Genomic DNA, 23,773 nt, shown 5'->3' on the forward strand with positions numbered 1-23,773 from the left:
GCCGATAAATGATTAAAATTCGCCGATAAATAAAGGAGGATTCACAAATGACAAATTCTAATTCAAAAGAACAAATATTAGAGATTACTAGAGAACAAAACGTTCGATTCATACGCTTACAATTTACGGACTTATTTGGAACGATTAAAAATGTGGAAATTCCGATAAGTCAGCTGCCAAAAGCACTGGATAATAAAATGATGTTTGACGGTTCCTCCATAGAGGGGTTTGTCCGCATTGAAGAATCGGATATGTATTTATACCCCGATCTTGACACCTTCGTGATATTTCCATGGACAGCGGAAAAAGGAAAAGTTGCCCGCTTCATTTGTGATATTTACCATCCAGATGGAACACCGTTTGAAGGAGATCCGCGCAGTAATTTAAAACGACTGTTAAAAGAAATGAATGAACTGGGCTTTTCCGAGTTTAATGTAGGACCAGAGCCTGAATTCTTCTTATTTAAATTAAATGATAAAAATGAACCAACGATGGAATTGAATGATCATGGCGGTTACTTTGATTTGGCACCAACCGATCTCGGGGAGAATTGCCGACGTGATATTGTGCTGGAGCTTGAAGAAATGGGCTTTGAAATTGAGGCATCACACCACGAAGTCGCTCCGGGACAGCATGAAATAGATTTTAAATATCAAAATGCCGTGAAATCTTGTGATGATATTCAAACATTTAAATTGATTGTCAAAACGATTGCCAGAAAGCATGGGCTTCATGCCACCTTTATGCCAAAGCCATTGTTTGGAATCAATGGTTCGGGAATGCATTGTAACCTGTCTTTATTCAAAAATGGGGAAAATGTGTTTTTTGAAAAGAATGGCGACCTTGAGCTTAGTGAAACCGCCAGACATTTTATTGCCGGGATTTTGGCACATGCCCCTAATTTCACGGCAATCACGAACCCGACGGTGAATTCTTACAAACGATTAGTGCCAGGATATGAGGCTCCTTGCTATGTAGCATGGTCTGCCAGAAACAGAAGCCCGTTAATTCGCATCCCAGCTTCACGCGGTCTAAGTACTCGCGTAGAAGTTCGCAGTGTCGATCCAGCTGCCAATCCCTATTTAGCCATGGCTGTTCTGCTTGCTGCAGGATTGGATGGAATTAAGAGGAAGTTAACTCCGCCAGCTCCTGTAGACTTGAACATTTATGAGATGTCTAAAGAAGAACGAGTAGAACATGGCATCATTGATTTACCAGCAAACTTATCAAATGCCCTGGAAAATCTTAAAGGTGATGAAGTAATCACCGCCGCTTTAGGCCACCATTTATTTCAGCACTTTTTGGAAGCAAAAGAAATTGAATGGGATATTTTCCGTACTGTTGTCCATCCGTGGGAACGTGAGCAATATATGAAACAATTTTAAGCTGACTGTTTTTCGGAAAATTATTTCATAGAAAAGAGTGATGAATCATGTGTGGAATTACAGGATGGGTTGATTGGCATCAAGACTTAACGAAGCAGGTATTCATCGTGAAAAAAATGGCGGAAACATTGAACAAGCGCGGTCCCGATACCTCCAATGTCTGGAGCGCACCGCAAGCATTACTAGGTCATACACGGCTAATTGTCGTGGATCCTTCTGGGGGAGCACAGCCGATGACCAAGGCGGGGAACGGGCGTACCTTTACAATGGTGTATAACGGAGAATTGTATAATACCGAAGAAATTAGGCAGGAATTGCTGAAAGCAGGACACCAATTTGGATCTCATTCTGATACGGAAGTATTATTAACAGCCTATATAGAATGGGGAGAGCAATGCGTCGATCATTTAAATGGAATTTTCGCATTTGCGATTTGGGATCATCGAGCGAAAAAGTTATTTATGGCAAGGGATCGCCTTGGTGTCAAACCTCTATTTTACAAAGAAGAGAATGGAAGATTGCTATTCGCTTCTGAATTGAAGGCAATCCTCGCACACCCAGATGTGAAATGTGAGGTTGATCGGGAAGGGCTCCTTGAGGTGTTAGGACTCGGCCCCTCCCGTACTCCAGGGTGTGGCGTCTTTCGCGGCATCAAAGAACTTAGGCCTGCACACGTCTTACGTTATGATCAAAACGGCTTAAAGATAAGTAGATATTGGAATGTAAAAAGCAATCAGCATCCCCATTCATTAGCAGAAACGGTTGAACAGGTAAGATACCTTTTAAAAGATGCGGTTGAACGGCAATTGGTGGCAGATGTTCCTGTTTGTACATTTTTATCAGGAGGGGTTGATTCCAGTGCGATCAGTGCATATGCCAGCGCTTATTTTAAAAAGGAAGGCAGGGGAGCGCTTCATACGTATTCGATTGATTATGATCGAAATCATGAATTTTTTAAAGCAAATTCTTTTCAGCCTGATCAAGATACACCATGGATTCAAAAAATGCAGCAGTATTTAGGGTCCGTCCATCATTCGGAAATTATTGATAATGGAGAGCTTGCGAAACAGTTAACAAATGCAGTTATAGTGCGGGATTTACCTGGGATGGCTGACGTGGATTCTTCGTTGTTGTGGTTTTGCGAACGGATTAAGCAGCATTATACGGTTGCCTTATCTGGCGAATGCGCCGACGAAATTTTTGGAGGCTATCCATGGTTTTACCGGGATGAATTGCTGCTTGAAGGCGGGTTCCCTTGGATGAAATCGCTGGATGAGCGGCAGCAGCTTCTGAATCCGCATTGGCAGAAGAAACTTCATCTAAAAGAATATGCGTATGAGCGTTACCAAGAGACCATTCTGGAGGTGCCGACGCTTGAAGGGGAAAGTCCATTAGAAGCACGGCGCCGGGAAATGTTTTACGTGAATATGGTCTGGTTTATGACGACCTTGTTAGAAAGAAAGGATCGCATGAGCATGGGTGCCAGCTTGGAAGTGCGGGTCCCATTTGCGGATCATCGTCTTGTGGAATATGTTTGGAACGTTCCGTGGGAAATGAAAATGTTAGATGGGAGGGAGAAAGGCATTTTACGTAAAGCGTTGGAAGGGGATCTCCCTCATGATGTTCTTTACCGGAAAAAAAGCCCTTACCCAAAAACCCATCACCCAGAATATATGAAACTCGTCAAAAAACAGCTTTCCTCTATCCTAGATAACAAAACCTCTCCATTACTCGAAATAGTTTCAAAGCAAAAGATGAAAGAGATTATCGACACTGATGGGAACTCCTTCAAAACTCCTTGGTTCGGGCAGTTGATGACCGGCCCGCAGCTTCTGGCTTATTTTATTCAAATCAATACTTGGCTGGAACACTATCAAATTAATATTCTTGACAGCTAATAATATGGGGACGGTACTTGTGTTTTACCTTGGAAAAACAAGTACGTCCCCATGTCTTGTTTTTCTGTTATAATAGACACTATGAAATTTTTCCGAGGTGATAATTTTGAGTAATAATAACAACATAGATGAGGCAGTTTCTAAACAATTACTTAATGCATTAGGGAGAATGAAGGAAATGTCTCGGAAAATGGAAGAGAAACAAGAAATGAAGAGGTGGAGCGAGATTTCTGTTCCTCTGACAATGAAGGATGCGCTCGAAAGGCTTACAAAAGATGAATTGAGTAATATTAGAAAACGTTTGGAAATCAGTGGCGCAAGCCAATTAAAAAAAGCGGATCTCATCGAATTATTAAGTAAAGAGATTCCGCTTTCGTTAAATAGAACTTGCCAGTACCTAGATCAAGAGCGCTATAAGCTGATTCAAAAAATCATTCGCAAAGGCGGAGTCATTGAAAATCCATCATTAGAACCACATCAGTATGGCTTTTTTCGTGACAGCGGTATTCTTTTTACCGGTACGTTAAATGGGATAAAGGTTGCTGTCATACCGCAGGAGGTTATCCAAAGTCTTTTTTTCCAAGACAATAATGAGCAAATCATGTCCATTTGCCGTCGGAATACGGAATGGATTAAGCTTACGCAAGGATTTCTCTATTATTACGGAACTTTGAATCTTAGTGAAATTAGCGATTTGCTAGAAAAATATTCGAATGAAGGGATCAGACTCGTAGATTATCTGCGTGTGATAGAGGAAGCTAAATCCTACTATAAACAAATTAAAAAGGATCAATCCGGCTATTCCTATTTCAGAGTATTAGATCCTAAAAGAGTAAAACAGGAACATCAAATCCGCAAAGATCTCCCGTTTTTCCCATTCTCGAAAGAAGATTTGCTGAAAGCTGGTGAACCAGAATTCAACGACCGTAATGAAAGCTACCTTCAGTTTGTCCACTTTCTAACCCTAAACTATCAAATTAGTAAGAAAGAAGCGGAAGAGATTGTAGAGGAATGCATATATGCGACTCAATTCGGGGAGAAACCGGCTTTAATTTTTGAGTTGTTGGAAACGCGGCTTGAATTCCCAAATATGGAAACAGTTCAGGCATGCATGGAAAAAGTCGTTAATCTTATAAATGGCACGAGACAATGGTTCCTTAAAGGCTATACACCTGAAGAGTTATTAGCACAGGAGAGGAAGTCCTTGCTGCACCTTCCAGAACACGAGAGCAAAGTCTATGATTTCGCAGCCAAGAAGAAAATTGGCAGAAATGACCCATGTCCGTGTGGAAGCGGGAAGAAGTTTAAGAAGTGCTGTGGCAAATAATAGAATAAATCGTTCGACGAACACAAAACATATGTTCTATTTTTATGAATAATGTGCTAAAATAAAAAAGCAATAGAATTGGATTTCTCAAGGGTGGTCGGCCCGCTCCCAATTAGAAAGGGGGTGATGCCGCTTGACAGTTTTCGAAGCTTTGATGCTAGCACTATCATTTGCCAGCTTAGTCATGGCGATTCTGTCATTTCATAACCATAAAAAATAATCCACCCTTGAGTTAGCGCTCTGGTGGATTATTCTGTCCTTAGCCGCCCCCTTAGAGGGAACCGCCTATTGCTGGACCGGACATGTTTCCAGCCATGTTCGGTCTTTTTTTAATGTATGAATATCTTACTTCCATTATAACTGATGTTCTTCACAAAGACTATTTTTTAAAAAAATTTTGTTGTTATTTCTCATACGAAAGACCTATAACCAAGGTTCAACTCGCCTTTTTGATTTCCTTCATCTAAACTGATTGGTAAAATAAGAAAAAAGAACGTTTATAGGGAAGGGAAGAGCTTATGCCGTTAGAAATTGTTCGTCATGATCTTACGAAGATGAAGGTGGACGCAATTGTTAATGCTGCCAATACCAAATTGAAAATGGGCGGCGGTGTTTGCGGTGCGATTTTTCAATCAGCGGGAGCCGGCCAGCTGCAAGAGGCATGTGATCAAATTGGGGAATGTAAGACGGGTGAAGCTATTATAACGGACGGATTTAATTTGGATGCTAAATATATCATCCATACCCCGGGACCGATTTGGCAAGGAGGTTCCTATCAAGAAGCGGCAATGCTTAGGTCTTCTTATTGGAGTTCATTGGAACTGGCAAAAAATTATCAATGCGAATCAATTGCTTTTCCATTAATTTCAACTGGTATTTATGGCTATCCAAAAGAGGAAGCTTTACAAATTGCCATATCCACTATCAGTTCATTTTTAATGAAGCATGATATGCAGGTTTATCTTGTTGTTTTTGACAAGAAAGCTTTCGGATTCAGCCAGAAGTTATTTACATCCATTCATCAATATATTGATGATCATTATGTTAATGAAGTAGAAACGTTCTTTCAACGTAATAGAATTGAGGAAATACGGGAAGTTGAAATTCTTCAGCAAGATGTTTATCATGAAGCGGAATATTCATTGGTTGACCTATTAGACCAGCTCGATGAATCGTTTTCCGAAAGACTCCTTCGGATTATCGATGAAAAAGGTATGACCGATGTGGAGACATATAAAAGGGCGAATATTGACAGGCGGCTATTCTCAAAAATTCGGAATGGGGTGGATTATACTCCAAAAAAGAAAACTGCCGTCGCTTTTGCCATTGCCTTACGATTAAATATGGACGAAACGATTGACCTGCTGACATCAGCAGGCTATACATTATCACGCAGCAGTAAATTTGATGTCATCATTGAATTCTTTATTCAACATGGGCAATACGATATACATGAAATCAATCAGGTGTTATTTACATTTGACCAGCCGCTCCTTGGTGCTTAAAAATGTCGCTTTCGAAGCGACCAATTCTTTTTGAATTATTGTTATCCTTTGTTTATCAACTAAACGGAGGATGATTAGTATGAAAACGGAATTAGTATTTATTTTAGATAAAAGCGGCTCGATGGCAGGCCTTGAGTCGGATACGATCGGCGGATATAATGCCATGCTTGAAAAGCAGAAGAAAGCAGAAGGAGAGGCCGTCGTGACAACTGTATTATTCGATCACGGATACGAATTATTGCACGACCGCATTAATGTGAGAGGCATTTCTTCTATTACTGAAGAGGACTATCAAGTAGGAGGAACAACGGCATTATTAGATGCGATTGGGTTTACCATTCAAAAAATCATAAATGTACAAAAGAAAACGAGCACGGAAGAACGAGCAGAAAAGGTTTTATTTGTTATAACTACGGATGGAATGGAAAATGCCAGCCGAGAATTCACACAGATGAAAATCAAAAAGATGGTTCAGTTCCAAAAAGAGAAGTTTGGCTGGGAATTCTTATTCCTTGGCGCGAATATTGATGCTATCTCTACCGCTGCCCAATTTGGAATTGAAGAGGACTTCGCCGTTGATTATCATGCGGATGAAATTGGAACTCAGCTGAATTATGAGGCAGTTAGCGAGGCTGTGACAAACCTTCGAAGCGGAAATAGGATTGATTCAAGTTGGAAAAAAGGTATTGAGCGCGACTTTAATCGACGATCGAGAAATTAATAACTTGAAATCAAGCGTTGGGAACCCTGTTAAAAAGGAAAGAAAGGGTTCTTTTTTTCGTCAAAGACATGATCGTGATGTAAGTCACTTTTTTTGAATTCAGTTTACACTATAATGATAGTAGAAATTATTCCATTATAGATAAAGAGGGTAAATATGCCAGTATTATTAGAACAAGAAAAAGTAAATGAAATGGTAGAGCGCTTTTATGACAAGCTTTTACAAGACTCCTACTATGTATCCATGTTTAAAGAAAGAAACGTCGATGTTGAAATACTAAAAGAACGGCAAAGAGTTTTTATTAGTCGTCTCGTTTCAGAGGATTCTGCTCAGGAGCAAGGCAAGCAAGCAAATCAAGTAAAAGAACGACATCCATTCCAAATTTCACCCGAGAGAGCAGCCATATGGTTTGGCAAATTGAAAGAAACGATGGACGAAATGGAAATGGACCCAAGTGTAAAAGAACGTCTTAAAGAGAAAGTTGAGTTTTTGTTAAAAAAAATAGTTTAATTTATAAAAGCGCAGCTGAAACGATTGTTTCCTGCGCTTTTGTGGTATTTTAATGATAAATTGTAATTAGATTGGCGACTGCAAGTCCGGAAAAAAAAGTTAATTCAGTAATTGGGAACAAAAAGCCTAGGCTAAGAGTTAGTGCGGCAGCCAATAGAAACCAAGGAGGTACGAGCTATGCCAAACAAGAAGGATTATGAAAATGGCTATCAAAAATATGAATCAAAAGCGAAAGAATACATGCACGATAAAGAAAAAGCTGAGAACCTTTTATATAAAGCAATAAACAAAGCGAATGACAGAAAAGGCAGGCTGACAGAGGTTTGGGAAAAACTGCAGCTTTTATTTGAAGCATTTAAAGCATGGATTAAAGGAGATTATCGGGAAATCCCCGCAAAATCAATCATTACAATCATTGCTACCATCATTTATTTTGTTTCACCTGTGGATTTAATCCCCGATTTTATTGTAGGATTAGGACTTTTTGATGACGCAGCTGTAATTGGTTTCGCCATCAAACAGGTTGTCAGTGACCTTGATAAATTTAAGGCTTGGAAGATGAACCATCAGGAATAGAAGGAAGAACTTGGGGTGTTTTTATAATGATTAGCACTATCGAAACATGTACCAATCTGATTAGAGACGCGGAGAACATCGTTGTACTGACGGGCGCCGGAATCAGCACGGAGTCGGGGATCAAGGATTTTCGGTCGAAAACAGGAGTATATCAGCACGCGCCGGAGTACATTCTTTCATTGGATTATTTTTATTACAATCCGGTAGACTTTTATCAGTTTGCCGTAGAGCATCTTTACCATCCCGATGCCATTTCGAATAAAGGACATGAAATTCTAGCAAAATGGGAGGGTCAGGGTAAAGTTCGGCATATTATTACCCAAAACATTGATGGCCTTCATCAAAAAGCAGGAAGTCAACAGGTCATCGAGTTCCACGGAACGATGAAAACCGCCTCATGTTTAAATTGTAGAAAAATCTATCCGACGGAGGAAATGGTTTCACGAATGCAAACGATGGAGGATTTTTATATTTGCAATCATTGTCAATCCAAACGGGAAAAAGACCGCTATATAAAGCCGGATGTTGTTTTGTTTGGAGATGCTGGTGAGTGGTTCACTGCACAGGGATTTCATACCATTCTTCAATACATCGATCAAGCCGATTGTATATTAGTGTTAGGAACAAGTCTTAAGGTGACACCATTTTCAAGTTTTCCTCGATACAGAAAGCGGGATGTCCCGCTGATTATTATTAATAAGGGAGATACTCCTTACGACCATCAAGCTGGAACATATGTCATTCAAGAATCCATCGGAAAAATTTTAGAACAAATCGATAGAAATTTAAGACGTTGAAGATGCATGGGGAGGTTTCTCATGCTTCTTTCTATTTCCTACTACAAAAAGCAGCAGAACCAGATTTGACTTTGGTGTATTCTTTTTATAAAAACAAATTAGCAGATCTCTTAATGGATCATAAAAACCATTTAAAGGAGGTCTCCTTTCATTTTAGAAAAATTAGTATAATTATAGTATTATGGTAGTTAGAATGAAACATGGGGACGGTTTTATGGTTGAAGTTAAATCGGTGAAAATAGATGGAGAAAGTATACGCATTTTTAATAGTGCAATTTATATTTATGAAACGATCGAAAGTATTTCTTTACAATTAGATGTTGTAGTAAGTGAAGTGACAGTGAATAGATATAGGGGATTGGATAATCTGATTGTTGAAATAGAATTAGAGGATGGGAGATTGGTCAACTCGATCATGCATGTAAACAGTCTGTCAGGGGGCTTGCCGCAGCTGAATTTATACGTTGAGCTGGAGGACATGCTGGAATATGGAGAGTTTCCTATTGTTAATGAAAATGATGCATCGTTTCCAAACATTGAAGAAGGCATTACGCTTGAGGAGATTAGGAAAGTCGAGATGCCGGATGTAGAAGTAAAATTAAAACTTAAGCTGCCGATTGATCAGGCAGAATGGCTTATGAAACAAAAAAAGGCTGCATTAAATGAATTGTTTAAAGAATTTATTTATGATTATTGGAAGAAATAAATCCTTTAAGTCCATACTGACTATTAATTAAGACAGAAAAGTTTCTAAGAAGGTGCAAATTTGAGTAAAAAAGTGGAGAAGGCCGGTCTTGAACTTGATTCAATGGGAATTGAACAATTGTCGGATATTGAAATTATAACCATTCTTGAGGGCGCGGCTGATTTGGAAATGTACGGCGGCCGTACGATGCTGGTAAAAATTCTTACAGGATCAAAAGATAAAAAATTGTTGGAAGATGGATGGGATCAGTGTCCTGTATATGGGGCATTTAAGGGCACCTCCCAAAAAGAGGTTCTTGCGATGGTTGACTGGATGATTATTAATGATTTTTTATCGATTAATAAGGGTTTTGGAATCCCTTTGCTTGAAATAACTGATAAAGGCATGGAAATTTTACATGAAACCTTTGCCGAAAAACAAGAAGAAGATTCCAATAAAAAAACCAATCACGAGACAATTTCTTTTTCCGCATATAAACAATGGATGTCCATTCCTGAAGAATTCCGGAGACAACTTGAGCGGAATGTTTGGTGTTCCAACTGTGTAGATGTCGTCCAAATTCAAAATTATACTGTTGATGAATCAAAGCATGGAATCGTGCTTCATGGTACTTGTAAAAAATGCGGACATGAAGTTGCAAGGGTTATTGACTAACATACTTCATTCACAAGGGCTAAATCTGTAAAAACGATTTAGCCTTTTCCTATTCATTCCATCATACATCTCATCCCGAGCTTTTGACTACTGCACCCCCACATAAAAACAACCTTGGAAATCAACTCTATAAATCCTTTATACTAAATATTAAGAATTTCTTCATAATTTTCCTAAATAAATGTTAAGATTTGCCGGTTATTATAGTGATAGTGAAAAGGTGCTGAGAAGGTAGGGACGTAAATGAACCAATATTATGTGCTCGTTGTCGATGATGAAAAGGAAATCCGCGACGCGATTGAAATCTATTTGAAAAACGAAGGGATTACCGTGTTAAAGGCAAAGGATGGGGTGGAAGCGTTGGAAATCCTGAATGAACACCAAGTTCATCTCATTATCTTAGATGTTATGATGCCTAAACTCGACGGGATTTCCGCTACATATAAAATTCGGGAAAAGAAAAATATTCCGATTATCATTTTAAGCGCGAAAAGTGAAGATACCGATAAAATCCTAGGGCTGCAGGTAGGGGCGGATGATTATGTCACAAAGCCGTTCAACCCAATGGAGCTGGTGGCCAGGGTGAAATCACAGTTAAGACGTTATGTGACATTAGGTACATTTGAAGGCATTCAAAGGGTCATTGACCTAAATGGGCTTACCTTGGACCCATCGGCAAAAACAGTGGCAGTGAATGGTGAACCTGTAAAGCTAACGCCAATTGAATATAAAATAGTCGAGCTGCTGATGACAAACGCCGGACGAGTGTTTTCAATTGACGAAATCTATGAACGGGTGTGGAAGGAACCAGGTTTTAACGCAGAAAATACAGTGGCAGTCCATGTCCGTAAAATTCGCGAAAAAATTGAAATTGATGCAAAAAATCCAAGATATTTGAAAGTGGTGTGGGGGATTGGCTATAAAATGGAAAAATAGAATAAAAATCGTGGTGTGGAGCTTTCTTTTCACGTTTGGCATTAGCGGCATCTTATTTTTTTTTAATTACGGCCTCCAATATGTTCACCGCGACTATTTCCACACTACTCAATTTCAGGATGAGCTGGGTGAATTTGCAAGCTATTTAAATTTATTTGAGCTTAATAGAGTTCCATTGGAGGAAGCAAAGAAATCAATTACCGTATCCAAGGAGGAAATCGATGAACATCGCTACCGCTATGGAACTTTACCAGAGCAGATTGACAACATAAAGGGCCAATATGAGCAAAAGATTCGTGAAGCAGCTGATGCCGGCAATGATGTAGTTGAAAAGTCCCTAACGTCTGAACGGGATAGAAAAATTGAGGATATAACCAAGAATTTTGAAAGTGAAGAGTATGTCAAACCTAAGGTAATAAAAGAAAAAGAACAGAAGCTAGAGAAATATTATAAGGAAATTGAAAATTCTCGTTCGAATTATTTACGATACAAGAAATCATTACAATATTATTTTAAAAATGATCGTACAGGTAAGGTGTATACCAATACCAATACCGATAGCAAAGAATTGAACAAAAACAATACGTTATTTATAAAAAATATGACAATTACTCGAGATTATATTATGGGTTTTTATGGAATTCTAGACGCTGATGATAATTTCCCTCTCGCAAATGAAACATTTTCAGGCGTAATCGCCGTCCCAAAAACCTTAGCTTCATCCAATTTGTTCATTCACCAAAACGAAACATACAAACGTTCGCAGTTAATCACCTTGATTTATGTTCTGTCTGCATTAGTTTCATTACTAATAAGTGTAATTTATATTAAAAAATCAAAGGCGATTCCGGCAGAAATTGCCGGTTGGGCACCTTATTATAACAAACTTCCGATTGATATAAGGGCAGTGTGTTTCATCGTAACGGGTTATGGGGTCATTTTTTCTTTAATGGTAGCCACCAATAACCAATTCCCATATCTATATGAAAATCCATATATTTATGGCTTTGAGTTATCCATCTTTTTAGTAGTTTCATCATTTTTGGTAGGACTTACATATGTCCAGTGGAAAATCCTTTTTCCAGCAATGAAAGATTGGCAAACTGTGAAAAATGAGTGGGCCAAGTGCCTGTTTATTAAAGTATGGCAGAGAACTCTGATGCTTGGTAAGAAAACGGCAAAAGGGGTAAATGAAGCATTTTTGGATCAAAGCATAGGGACGCAGATTTTTATCCTGCTGGGAGTCATATTTAGTCTTGGGCTAGCTGTCATCCTGATTGCCATTCATCCTATCTTTTTATTTTTGTACGTGCTAATTCTAGGGGTGGTAGGGATCCCAATTATTATGCTTTTAGTTAAAAAAATTGGATATTTCAACAAAATCGTTGAAAAGACAAGCGAGCTGGCAGCAGGGAACCTAGGGCAGGATCTCGAGGTGTCAGGAAATACTATTTTGGCAGACCTTGCTGGTAACATCAATGTACTAAAACAGGGGGTAAAAACTTCACAAAACGAACAGGCAAAAAGTGAACGGCTGAAAACTGAACTGATTACCAACGTCAGTCATGATTTAAGGACGCCGCTAACCTCCATTATTACGTATACGGAGCTGTTAAAAACAACAGAGGATTTATCACTGGAAGACAGAGCAGCATACTTGGCTATTATCGACCGGAAATCACAGCGGCTAAAAGTATTAATTGAAGATTTATTCGAGGTGTCGAAAATGGCTAGCGGCAATATTAAGCTGAACAAGGAAAAAGTAGATCTTGTTCAGCTGCTGCAACAGGCTCTTGCCGAGCACGATGACACGATTACGGAATCGAACCTGCAATTTCGGGTCACTAATACCGAGAAGCCTATTTTTTCCTATGTCGACGGACAAAAGTTATGGCGTGTGTTTGACAACCTGATTGGCAATATTCTTAAATATTCGCTTGAGAACTCACGGGTATATATTCATGTATCAAAGGAAAATGGCCGAGCTGTCATTTCATTTAAAAATGTCTCAAAGTACGAGCTAAACCAATACAGTGAGGAATTGGTTGAACGTTTCAAACGCGGAGATACTTCAAGGCATACAGATGGGTCGGGCTTAGGACTAGCAATTGCAAAATCCATTGTGGAGCTACATGAGGGCATTTTGGATATCGAAACCGATGGCGACTTGTTTAAGGTGACAATTTCTTTGAGGCTGGAGGAGTGAAGGGGAGTGGACGGTGGTGGTTAACAACAGTATTGATTTTTCAGAAGTATATAAAATGCATTATAATAGACTATTTCATATTGCTAATTCCATTACAAGAGACATGCATTTGGCAGAAGATATTGTGCATGAAACGTTTATTAAGGCAATGAGCAAGGTTGAAACAATAGAGGAGAAAAGCAAGGTGGCATCCTGGCTATCAGTGATTACCACCAGGACCGCGATTGATTTTGTCCGGAGGGATAAATATAAGAAAGCGATTCCGATGGAGCAGGCAATGCTTGAATATTTGGGGCAGGAAATGAAGCATAACGTTGAGGGAGAAGTAACAACAGGATTGCTGACGGAACAAGTGAACCGTGCGATTGGTAAGATGAAGCAGGAGTATCAAAATGTGATAAAACTAAAGGCGGGAAACGGTTTAAAGGAAAATGAAATAGCCTATTTTCTAAGCCTTAAACCAAGCACTGTAAAAACTAGACTTTTCCGGGCAAGGAGGAAATTAAAGCAATTATTACAGGAACAGCCAAGCACCTGGACCATTTGATGTTGAATTTTTATTCATAGCACACGTTTGATTGAAACATTTTTAAAATTTTATGTTAAAAGATGTCGAATTTCCTTCAATTCATGTAAAATAAATAATAGATAAAAAATTAGCATGGAGGAAATACGGTGTCTTACAAATTAAAAAAGAACTTTAAAATGTTTACATTAAACTCAAATAGTGAACTGGCCACAGAAATGGCAGAGCTTTTGGGCTGCGACCTGGGAAAGTGCTCTGTGACACAATTTAGCGACGGGGAAATTCAAATTAATATTGAAGAAAGCGTACGAGGAAGCGAAGTATTTGTCGTGCAATCCACTTCCGACCCTGCGAATGAACATATTATGGAGCTTTTAATTATGGTTGATGCTTTGAAAAGAGCTTCAGCAAAAGAAATAACCGTTGTTATGCCATATTATAGCTATGCACGCCAAGACCGTAAAGCCAGATCTCGGGAGCCAATTACAGCAAAGCTGATTGCTAATCTTTTAGAAACAGCAGGGGTAACCAGGATCCTGACAGTAGACTTCCATGCGCCGCAAGCACAAGGGTTTTTCGATATCCCCGTGGATCATCTTACAGGGATTCCAATCCTTGCTGATTATTTTAAGGAAAAAGCTTTGGAAGACATCGTGATTGTTGCTCCGCATAACGGCGGAGTGGTGCGAGCAAGAAAGCTGGCTAGTCTATTAAATGCGCCAATTGCCTTAATTGACCGTCGGCAGCCTACACATGATGTGTCTGAAATCATGCATATCATCGGAAATATTCAAGGAAAAAATGCCATAATTATCGATGATTTAATTGATACAGCCCGTACGATTACCTCTGGAGCCAATGCTTTAGTGGAAGAAGGGGCAAAAGCGGTATATGCTTGCTGCACACATTCCGTATTCTCCGGGCCTGCAATTGAGAGAATACAATCATCATCCATTAAAGAACTTGTAGTAACAAACACCATTAAACTGCCGGAAGAAAAGCTGATTGATAAAATTTCGCTTTTATCCGTTGCACCGTTATTATCAGAAGCAATTGAACGAATTCATAATGAAAAAGCAGTAAGTCCATTATTTGAATAAACATTTAGGCCAGTTCATGGGAAGTAAAACAACCAATCTTCCCTTGGAACTGGCTTTTATTTTGGAAGTATGTGTTAAAATAGAGATAAAATTCAAAGTAAAACACAAGGACGCGTGTTGTGTTTTATTTTTTTGGAGGAGAGGACTTTTGGTACAACAAGTTGGGAAAATTAGCAGCATAACACGATATCCGGTGAAATCGTTCGCTGGAGAGCAATTGGAAACGTGTAAAATTGAGAAATACGGATTGGATGGAGACCGTGTTTATGCTTTTTATGATGCGTCGAAAGAAGGATGGGAAAGTTTTATAACAGCCCGACAGATTCCGACTATGCTAGCCTTTAAGACTAGCCTTTACGGCAAAGAATTAAAAGTAGTAGCACCGAATGGTCAGGTTTTTGGCTGGAATGAAGAATTATTAGCGGAAATTCAAAAATATTCTCCTCAAAAAGTATCAATGACGAAGTTCCAAGCACCAAACCCAGTAAATCCTGAGCTTTTGTCCGTTGACTCGGCTAGTATCCTGATTGCAACAGACGTTACCTTAAGAAAACTTGAAGCGCTTTGTGGTGAAAAATTAGATCCACGCCGTTTTAGAGCAAATTTCATCGTATCCATAGATGGAGAAGCTATGAATGAAAGCGACTGGATGGGAAGGCGGCTATCAATTGGAAGCGCTGAACTTCAAGTAGATCAATACTGCGAACGTTGTTCAATGATTACTATTGATCCTGACACACTTGTCCGTGAGCCATCCTTGTTAAAAAAAGTATACGATGAAATGAATTTGCACTTTGGTGTTTATGCTTCTGTTACAAAAACTGGGGATGTACGAGTCGGTAATAAAGTAATTTTATTAGATACATGATTTTGTCGGCAACTATTAAAAGATAAGGACACAGATATTTTTTGAGCAGCGCTTGTCCTGCATCCCATAATAATGTAATCACTTCGCCGTTCATTGTTTTTTCGTCAATTGTATCATTGCTGAGGGTTTTACCAGATTGTTTTAACACATACACTCTCCATAAGGATACCTTCGCATTCTTTACAAAGGGAGAGAGAAACATGAATTTTGAGATGCAAAAAGCAAATTTGCTTGCGGAAAATATTGATGCTTTTATAAAGTTCGTCCATAAAAGGCATGAAAATAAAAACAGCCTTTGCTCCAATCCGGATAAGGTATATCAAATAAAATTAATAATGGAAGATTTTAAATTTCAAATTATTGCCGATGAGCTCCGCAGAATCAATCAGTTTGATTGGGATCCAAAGTATACTCATTATTTAGTAGACCAGTTTCTTGAAGGCTTTCGTATTATTGAAGAGTTCGTAAAAAATAATTATAGTGATTTATTCATATTTATAGGAAGGATTTACACCCTAGATGAGCTATGTCATCCATTTAAACGGATGACACAGTAGAACCATTTCTATGTCTTTATGGTAAAATTAGTCCATAAAAGGCTAGGGGATGGAATGAAGATGGGGCGGAATTTTTCGAATTGGTATGATTTTTTAATGAATCCGTTGGAAAAAAGAAAATTTAACATGATACGAAAGGAACTTTTAGCTAATGCAACAGGTAATGTCCTAGAATTGGGATCGGGGACGGGGGTGAATTTTCCTTTTTATAAGGCTGCAGAAAAAGTAACAGCTGTAGAACCGAGCGAGCATATGATTAAGCATTCTTTATCTAAAATAAAACAAGCATTCGTTCCAATAGAAGTTGTTCAAGCAAGCGCCGAAGAGCTCCCATATGAAGACAGCAGCTTTGATACAGTGGTCGCAACACTTGTTTTTTGTACCATTCCCAATCCGGAAAAAGCGGTGATGGAAATGAAACGAGTATGTAAGCCAGGAGGAAAAATTCTCCTTTTTGAACATGTGAAAATGGAAAATCGGATTCTAGCATCACTCCAGGATCTATTAACCCCAATTTGGAAAAAAATCTGCGATGGCTGCTGTTTAAATCGAAAAACATTGGAACTATTAGAATCCCATCAATTAAAGATAACCAAAGTGCAAAAATACTATGGTGATTTATTTGTTTATGTGGAATGTCAAAATCAATCATAGGGACGGATCCTTTGTCTCATCAGGGAAGATGTCCAAAAATAAAAGAGACAGAACAGGGCGCAGTCCTATTTGTCTCTTTTTTTGTACAGTTATTTCCCAAACCTTTTCTAAAATTTTCCCAACCCCCGTTTATGAAAACGGATTCATAACTACGTCATTCCCTAAATAACTTCATAAGTGCAGTCAAATGAGCTGCTACATATTACAGAGAGGGGAAGAGGTATGAAAAAGGTTAAAAGATTAGGTTCAGCTTTACTTGGAGTTTTAATGGTCGTGTCTTTGTTTGCGACCGGGGCCTTCGCGCAAGGAATAGATTCAAAGGAAACCTTTCGTGTCATTATTAAAGGGCCAAGTGGAGAAAGGGCAAAAGCCAAACAAACCTTTGGGATGCGCTGGGATTTCGGGAATGAAGGGTTTACAACCACTGTTAATTCTAAACAATATCAAGCATTATTGAAAAACAAAAATTTAAAGATTGAAAGAGTTCCAGAAGTTCAGTTGGATAAAATTGAAACGAGAACGAAACAAAAAATCGGAAATGCTGCCATTACCTCTCTTCCTGATGACCGTACTCCATGGGGAATTCAAGCCATCTACAATGACCCATACATTTCAAGTACATCTGGAGGCGCAGGAATTAAAATTGCTGTTTTAGATACTGGGGTTTATATCAATCATTATGATTTAGTTGGAAGTGGTGAACAATGTAAAGACTTCACTCAATCTTCTTCCTCTATGGTAAATGGTACATGTACTGATCGTAACGGACATGGTACACATGTCGCAGGGACCGCACTTGCTCATGGTGCATCTGATGGGTTAGGGATTTATGGAGTCGCACCACAAGCAAAGCTTTGGGCGTATAAGGTTCTAACTGACAGCGGATCAGGATATTCTGATGATATTGCTGGGGCAATTCGTCATGCTGCAGATGAAGCTGTAAGAACAGGATCTAAAGTAATTATTTCGATGTCACTTGGATCAAGTGCAAAAGACAGTTTGATTGCTAGTGCCGTAGATTATGCCTATAGTAAAGGAACCCTTATCGTCGCTGCTGCTGGCAATAGCGGCTATGCTAACAATACGATCGGATATCCAGGTGCCCTGAAAAATGCCGTTGCCGTTGCTGCGTTAGAAAATGTTCAACAAAACGGAACCTATCGAGTGGCTAATTACTCTTCCCGCGGTAACTCTGCAACAGATGGTGATTATATTATTCAAGAAAGAGATATAGAGATTTCTGCACCAGGCAGCAATATCCAATCCACATGGTATGATGGTAACTATAACACTATCAGCGGGACATCAATGGCGACTCCACATGTGTCAGGCCTAGCCGCTAAAATCTGGTCATCCAACCTATCTTGGACCAATACCCAGCTTCGTACTGAACTACAAAGAAGAGCGAAACTATATGACATCAAAGGCGGATACGGTGCAGCAACCGGAGACGACTATGCCTCAGGATTCGGCTTTGCGAGAGTAAAATAGGAAAACAATGGGACGGTTCTTGGTTTTACGAGAACTGTCCCTCCCTATTTATAGGAAAAAAGAAGCGAAAAACCTTTCTTCAGATTCCCAAAATAGTCATTTTGAACCAAAAATTAGGAATTAGAGTAATAATTTTCTAAGTTTTCCGTCTCTTTGGTAGAATAGAATTGTACTAGTATATGTGAGGAGGAGAAAAGGTTGAGAGGTTCATGGAAAGCTTGTTTTGCGGTTTTGTTTAGTGTTCTCCTAATTGTAGGAACACTTCCTTTTAGCGCGCAGGCTAAAGGGAAAGAAGTCGATTACGGAAAGTACAGCCAAGTTGCGGTTGGAAAAGATGGAATGGTTGCGACGGCTCATCCTTTAGCTTCTGAAATTGGCGCTGAGGTCTTACGAACCGGCGGAAATGCGATTGACGCGGCAGTGGCGATTCAATTCGCTCTGAACGTTGTCGAGCCAATGATGTCAGGAATTGGCGGCGGCGGATTTATGATGGTTTATGATGGAAAAACAAAGGAAACGACCATTATTAACAGCAGGGAGCGAGCTCCAGAGGGTGCAACACCCAATATGTTCTTAGATAAGGATGGCAAACCCATTCCATTTGCGGAAAGATCAACAGGAGGTACAGCGGTCGGCGTTCCGGGAACATTAAAAGGATTGGAAACAGCGCTGGAAAAATGGGGCACCCGCCCGATGCAGCAGCTGATTAGTCCCGCCATTGAGCTTGCTGACAAAGGCTTCCCGATTGAATCAGTACTGGCAGATGCGATTGCTGATAACCAGGAGATGCTGTCAAGAACAGCAGCAAAGGACGTCTTTCTGCCTAATGGAAAGCCACTTGAGGATGGGGATATTCTTGTACAAAAGGATTTAGCTAACACATTTAAATTGATTCGCTCAAACGGTACGGATGCATTTTATAAAGGGCCAATTGCCAAAGCCCTTGCAAATACGGTTCAGGAATTTGGCGGTTCAATGACAACTGCTGATTTAAACAAGTATGAGGTGACAATTGACGAGCCAATCTGGGGCGATTATCAAGGTTACCAGATTGCGAGTATGCCACCGCCAAGCTCAGGCGGCGTGTTCCTTTTACAAATGTTAAAGATTTTGGATGATTACAATCTATCACAATATGATGTTAAATCATGGGAAAAATATCACCTTTTAGCAGAGACGATGCATCTAGCTTACGCAGACCGTGCTGCTTATGCAGGGGACCCAGAATTTGTTAATGTGCCGTTAAAAGGTCTGTTACACCCAGATTATATTAAGGAACGTCAAAAGCTTATTAGTTTAGATCGTGTAAACCCGAATCCAACAGCGGGCGATCCTTGGAAATATGAAACAGACACAGCAAATTACCAGATTACGAAGCAGCCAAGTGATCGCAAATACGGCGAAACGACGCACTTCACCGTGACGGATCGCTGGGGAAATGTGGTTTCCAATACAACAACAATTGAACAATTATTTGGAACAGGCATTATGGTTCCAGGATATGGTTTTATGTTGAATAACGAATTAACCGACTTTGATGCTGTTCCCGGCGGTGCTAACGAGGTTCAGCCAAATAAACGTCCATTAAGCAGTATGACACCGACAATTGTCTTCAAAGATGACAAACCAGTATTAACGGTTGGCTCACCAGGCGGACCAACAATAATCACTTCAGTATTACAAACAATTCTATATGCGATTGAATACGATATGGAGCTAAAGGCAGCGGTTGAAGAGCCAAGAATTTATACAAATAATCTAAGCTCTTATCGATATGAATCAGGTATACCAGCTGAAGTGATCAAAAAGCTAAATGACTTAGGGCACAAATTTGGTACTAGCCCGACAACAATCGGAAACGTACAAAGCATCTTAATTGATCACGACAATGGCATCTTTAAAGGAGTAGCCGACTCCAGCCGTAACGGTGCTGCCATTGGGGTTAATTTTAAAGGGAGTCGATAATACGTAAGGACGGTTCTTCTGTATCATGATAAGAAAAGGAGGAACCGTCCTTATGCTTCAAGAAAGGAGGATTAAATTGGGAGCGTGTTATAGTGATTTACTGCAGGTAAAGACTTGGATGACTCCTAGTCCTTTTTGTGTTTTGGAGGGGGAGACAATTAGGGAAACAGTCGAGAAATTGGAAAAGCTGCGTGTGGATTGTTTGCCGATGATTGATCGGAACAGCAGGTTTATAGGGATGATAACGTCACGTAAATTACTCCGCGGTTTTCTGTACGGTATGAAGGAGGATGAATTGGCGAGCAGTATTTTGCTTCAGGACAGTGTAAGGGTTCGTCCAACTGATTCTATTTTAGATGTTTATTCACTGCCGTTTGACCATTTGCCCGTTATTGACGATAATGGCAGACTTGTGGGAGTTTTAACAAGACGTGATATTCTTGATGGGTTTTCAAAATATATTCACCAATTGGAGCAAACGCAAAACTCTGCTGAAGCCCTTGAAGCAATCCTTGAGAGTGCCTATGAAGGCATTGCCGTTGTCGATGAAAATGGAATTCTTCAGGAATTTAATGAAGCCTATTGCCGTTTTATCGGAATTAAAAGGGAGGATGCAATCGGCAGGCATGTAACAGAGGTAATTGAAAATACTCAGCTCCACGTGACCGTAAAAACCGGCATTCCAGCGCGGGGGGTTCTGCAAACCATACACGGTGAAGATATGGTCGTGCACCGGATACCTATTTGGCGGGATGACAGGGTGGTAGGGGCGATTGGCATGCTTATTTTTGAAGGCGTTACCGAGGTTTATAAAATTTATGAAAAATTGTTGGAAAATAACCAGAAGAAACACTCAGAAAAAGAACCTTTTTCCGTTAAACAAGAAAGGGACAGCCTGGTAACTCTCGATCAAATTATTGGGACGAGCGAAGAGATTTTACACGTCAAACGAATGGCCAGAAAAGCAGCAAGGACGGCTGCTACCGTTTTAATCACGGGCGAAAGCGGAACAGGTAAAGAGATGTTTGCCAAAAGCATTCACAACTTAAGTCCTTTTTCCAGAGGGCCGTTTATAAGCGTAAATTGCGGTGCAATCCCGGATAATTTATTTGAATCAGAGCTTTTTGGTTATGATGATGGAGCGTTTACCGGTGCTAAAAAAGGCGGAAAACCAGGTAAGTTTGAATTAGCCAATAACGGTACCTTGTTTTTAGATGAAATTGGAGATTTGCCGCTCATTATGCAAACAAAGCTGTTGCGCGTCCTGCAGGAAAAAGAGGTCGAGCGTCTCGGAGGAGTAAAGAAATTTCCCATCAATGTCAGAATCATTGGGGCCACGAACCGGGACCTGAAGGAGATGGTTGGTAAAGGCCAATTTCGTGAAGATTTATATTACCGTTTAAATATTATTCAGCTAATACTGCCGCCATTAAGAGAACGTAAAAAGGATATCCCTGATTTAATCGCTTATTATATGAAGGATATTTGCAGGCGCTATCAGATGCCTGCCAAAAGGTTAACACAAGAGGCAGTTACAGCATTTATTGACTACCCTTGGCGGGGGAATATAAGGGAGCTGGTCAATTCGATTGAAAGATTAGTAACTCTTGTCGATGGACCTGTCATAGATTTAAAGCACCTATCCATATCATTGAAGAATGCTGCCGAGGAAAAATTAAACCAGCAAATACCGCGGAATTCAACAACTACTTTAATTGAAGAAGCTAAACTGGAAGGAAATAAGAAAGAACTTGAAATGATTCTAAAGGCGCTAAAAAATGCTGGCGGGAACAAATCGAAGGCTGCAGAAATCCTTGGAATTCATCGAACGACATTATATCAGAAACTTAAAAAACATGAAATTCAGTAGAATGACCATCAGTCTGCGCATAGTGTAGTTGTTTCACTACATATTTTCTACACTTGTAGTGAGTTACCTACATTTTTTTTATGATGATAGGTTCATCTTAAAGTAATTCCATTTGGCACGCTTCTTGCAAACAAATACGTAAGAGGTATGAAAAAGGGGTGTAGCTGATAGTGGAAAATTTCGCTGTGTTTCGAATGCCAAAATCGATATTTTACGGAAGAAACGCGTTTGAAAATGTAGGCAAGGAAGCGGCATCACGAGGAAAGAAAGCTCTTATTGTAAGTGACAAAATCATGGACAGCCTTGGTTACGTCGAGAATTGCCGGAATCTTTTGCAAAATAGGGGAGTGGAATCTGCAGTTTATCTCGGAGTTAAATCGGAGCCAACTGACATTTATGTCGCTGAAGCCCTTAATCTTTTTAAAGCAGAAAATTGTGATCTCGTCATTTCGTTGGGAGGTGGCAGTTGTATCGATACAGCAAAATCCATTGCCGTTGTTGCCACTAATGGAGGTTATGTAGGAGATTATATGGGAGAAAAGAAAATTGCACATATCCCGCCAATCCCTCATATATCGATTCCAACAACTGCTGGCACTGGTTCGGAAGCAACCGATGCGACCGTAATTACGAATACATCAAATGATGTTAAAATGATGATCAAGCAGCCCGCATTTATGCCGGATGTCGCGATTGTCGACCCATTATTAACAATCTCTTCGCCAAAAAGTGTGACATCAGCTACCGGAGTGGATGCCTTAAGTCATGCGATTGAGGCATATCTTTCGAGAAAAGCACATCCTATGAGTGATACATTGGCATTGTCTGCAATGAAACTAATTGTCAATAATTTACTTACAGCTTACAATGATGGGGAAAATATCGATGCCCGTGAAGCGATGTCGTTAGGCTCGCTGCAGGCGGGAATGGCTTTTTCCAATGCTTCTGTCTGCCTGGTTCATGGGATGTCCCGGCCAATTGGCGCCCTGTTTCATGTTCCGCACGGCATTTCCAATGCAATGCTGCTGCCGGCAGTGTTAGAGTTTAGCAAAGATGCCTGTATCGATCGATTGGCCGACATCGGAAGGATTTTTGACCAGAAACATAAAACCCTTTCCAATGAAGAAGCAGCTGAAATGGCGGTTATCTCGGTTAAAGAACTATGCCGAAAATTGAACATTCCTAATCTGAAAGGTTGGGGGATTGACCAAAAGGTATTTGAAAGTGTTCTAGAAAAAATGGCAGTTGATGCTATTGACAGCGGCAGTCCTGGCAACAATCCACGCATTCCGACCCATAGTGAATTGGTAGAGTTATATCATACTTGCTATCATTATCAGTTTTCAACTCAAACAAAAGTGTAAATTTGTAAACTTAGAACTGCCAATACAATGAAGTCTGTGTTAGGTTCCAACGAATTATATTGGGCTATTAAACAATTATATTGTAAGCAATTTGCGGTCAGAAGCATAAACGAGCTTCTCGGTCAGTAATGTTTAGTGTAGACTTTCAACAGATGAT

The 23,773-nt window shown here is 39.8% G+C and carries 22 protein-coding genes; all 22 read left to right on the forward strand.

The window, feature by feature from the left end; all coding sequences use genetic code 11:
- The first annotated feature begins 47 nt into the window (after positions 1-47).
- The 22 genes from glnA (at position 48) to IE222_RS12510 (ending at position 23,616) form a co-directional block, all read left to right on the forward strand.
- Positions 48-1,385, forward strand: a complete 1,338-nt coding sequence (gene glnA / locus IE222_RS12410) for a type I glutamate--ammonia ligase (protein ID WP_191273223.1) — start codon at positions 48-50, stop codon at positions 1,383-1,385.
- A 47-nt stretch (positions 1,386-1,432) separates the two neighbouring features.
- A complete protein-coding gene (asnB, locus tag IE222_RS12415) occupies positions 1,433-3,283 on the forward strand; it encodes an asparagine synthase (glutamine-hydrolyzing) (protein WP_191273225.1) in 1,851 nt (616 codons plus the stop codon).
- Between the two features lie 106 nt (positions 3,284-3,389).
- Positions 3,390-4,610: an SEC-C metal-binding domain-containing protein gene (locus IE222_RS12420; protein WP_191273227.1), complete on the forward strand. Its 1,221-nt coding sequence runs from the start codon at positions 3,390-3,392 to the stop codon at positions 4,608-4,610.
- 133 nt (positions 4,611-4,743) lie between these two features.
- A complete protein-coding gene (locus IE222_RS26920; protein ID WP_223282685.1) occupies positions 4,744-4,830 on the forward strand; it encodes a putative holin-like toxin in 87 nt (28 codons plus the stop codon).
- Between the two features lie 298 nt (positions 4,831-5,128).
- Complete coding sequence (locus tag IE222_RS12425; RefSeq protein ID WP_191273229.1) at positions 5,129-6,115, forward strand: macro domain-containing protein; 987 nt, start codon at positions 5,129-5,131, stop codon at positions 6,113-6,115.
- 70 nt (positions 6,116-6,185) lie between these two features.
- Positions 6,186-6,836, forward strand: a complete 651-nt coding sequence (locus IE222_RS12430; RefSeq protein ID WP_191273231.1) for a vWA domain-containing protein — start codon at positions 6,186-6,188, stop codon at positions 6,834-6,836.
- Positions 6,837-6,992: 156 nt separating this feature from the next.
- Complete coding sequence (locus IE222_RS12435; protein WP_191273233.1) at positions 6,993-7,346, forward strand: truncated hemoglobin; 354 nt, start codon at positions 6,993-6,995, stop codon at positions 7,344-7,346.
- Between the two features lie 177 nt (positions 7,347-7,523).
- On the forward strand, positions 7,524-7,922 hold the full coding sequence (locus tag IE222_RS12440; RefSeq protein WP_191273235.1) for a YkvA family protein: 399 nt from the start codon (positions 7,524-7,526) through the stop codon (positions 7,920-7,922).
- Between the two features lie 26 nt (positions 7,923-7,948).
- Positions 7,949-8,719 (forward strand): NAD-dependent protein deacylase, encoded by a 771-nt coding sequence (locus IE222_RS12445; protein ID WP_191273237.1) that lies wholly within the window; start codon positions 7,949-7,951, stop codon positions 8,717-8,719.
- A 214-nt stretch (positions 8,720-8,933) separates the two neighbouring features.
- The gene (locus tag IE222_RS12450; protein ID WP_191273239.1) at positions 8,934-9,425 is read left to right on the forward strand and encodes a hypothetical protein; all 492 of its coding nucleotides are present in this window, start codon (positions 8,934-8,936) and stop codon (positions 9,423-9,425) included.
- A 60-nt stretch (positions 9,426-9,485) separates the two neighbouring features.
- Entirely contained in the window at positions 9,486-10,079 is a 594-nt protein-coding gene (locus IE222_RS12455) for an RQC domain-containing protein (RefSeq protein WP_191273241.1), read from the forward strand.
- A gap of 243 nt (positions 10,080-10,322) precedes the next feature.
- Positions 10,323-11,015 carry a response regulator transcription factor gene (locus IE222_RS12460; RefSeq protein ID WP_191273243.1) on the forward strand — a complete coding sequence of 231 codons (693 nt, stop codon included), beginning with the start codon at positions 10,323-10,325 and terminating at the stop codon, positions 11,013-11,015.
- Positions 10,993-13,221, forward strand: coding sequence for a sensor histidine kinase (locus IE222_RS12465; protein WP_191273245.1), 2,229 nt, complete (start codon positions 10,993-10,995; stop codon positions 13,219-13,221). Before IE222_RS12460 ends, IE222_RS12465 begins: the two co-directional genes overlap by 23 nt.
- Before the next feature lie 13 nt (positions 13,222-13,234).
- The gene (locus tag IE222_RS12470) at positions 13,235-13,768 is read left to right on the forward strand and encodes an RNA polymerase sigma factor (RefSeq protein ID WP_223282678.1); all 534 of its coding nucleotides are present in this window, start codon (positions 13,235-13,237) and stop codon (positions 13,766-13,768) included.
- A gap of 128 nt (positions 13,769-13,896) precedes the next feature.
- Positions 13,897-14,847: a ribose-phosphate diphosphokinase gene (locus tag IE222_RS12475; RefSeq protein WP_275671464.1), complete on the forward strand. Its 951-nt coding sequence runs from the start codon at positions 13,897-13,899 to the stop codon at positions 14,845-14,847.
- Positions 14,848-14,995: 148 nt separating this feature from the next.
- Positions 14,996-15,715, forward strand: a complete 720-nt coding sequence (locus IE222_RS12480; protein ID WP_191273247.1) for an MOSC domain-containing protein — start codon at positions 14,996-14,998, stop codon at positions 15,713-15,715.
- A gap of 200 nt (positions 15,716-15,915) precedes the next feature.
- Positions 15,916-16,272: a hypothetical protein gene (locus IE222_RS12485; RefSeq protein WP_191273249.1), complete on the forward strand. Its 357-nt coding sequence runs from the start codon at positions 15,916-15,918 to the stop codon at positions 16,270-16,272.
- A 60-nt stretch (positions 16,273-16,332) separates the two neighbouring features.
- A complete protein-coding gene (locus IE222_RS12490) occupies positions 16,333-16,926 on the forward strand; it encodes a class I SAM-dependent methyltransferase (RefSeq protein WP_191273251.1) in 594 nt (197 codons plus the stop codon).
- Between the two features lie 222 nt (positions 16,927-17,148).
- Positions 17,149-18,417, forward strand: a complete 1,269-nt coding sequence (locus tag IE222_RS12495) for a S8 family peptidase (protein ID WP_191273253.1) — start codon at positions 17,149-17,151, stop codon at positions 18,415-18,417.
- A gap of 198 nt (positions 18,418-18,615) precedes the next feature.
- Positions 18,616-20,382: a gamma-glutamyltransferase gene (ggt, locus tag IE222_RS12500; protein WP_191273255.1), complete on the forward strand. Its 1,767-nt coding sequence runs from the start codon at positions 18,616-18,618 to the stop codon at positions 20,380-20,382.
- Between the two features lie 52 nt (positions 20,383-20,434).
- Positions 20,435-22,252: a sigma 54-interacting transcriptional regulator gene (locus IE222_RS12505; RefSeq protein ID WP_191273257.1), complete on the forward strand. Its 1,818-nt coding sequence runs from the start codon at positions 20,435-20,437 to the stop codon at positions 22,250-22,252.
- Positions 22,253-22,422: 170 nt separating this feature from the next.
- The gene (locus IE222_RS12510; RefSeq protein WP_191273259.1) at positions 22,423-23,616 is read left to right on the forward strand and encodes an iron-containing alcohol dehydrogenase; all 1,194 of its coding nucleotides are present in this window, start codon (positions 22,423-22,425) and stop codon (positions 23,614-23,616) included.
- Positions 23,617-23,773 lie beyond the last annotated feature (157 nt).

This window comes from Neobacillus kokaensis, from assembly GCF_014656545.1.
GTDB lineage: Bacteria > Bacillota > Bacilli > Bacillales > Cytobacillaceae > Neobacillus > Neobacillus kokaensis.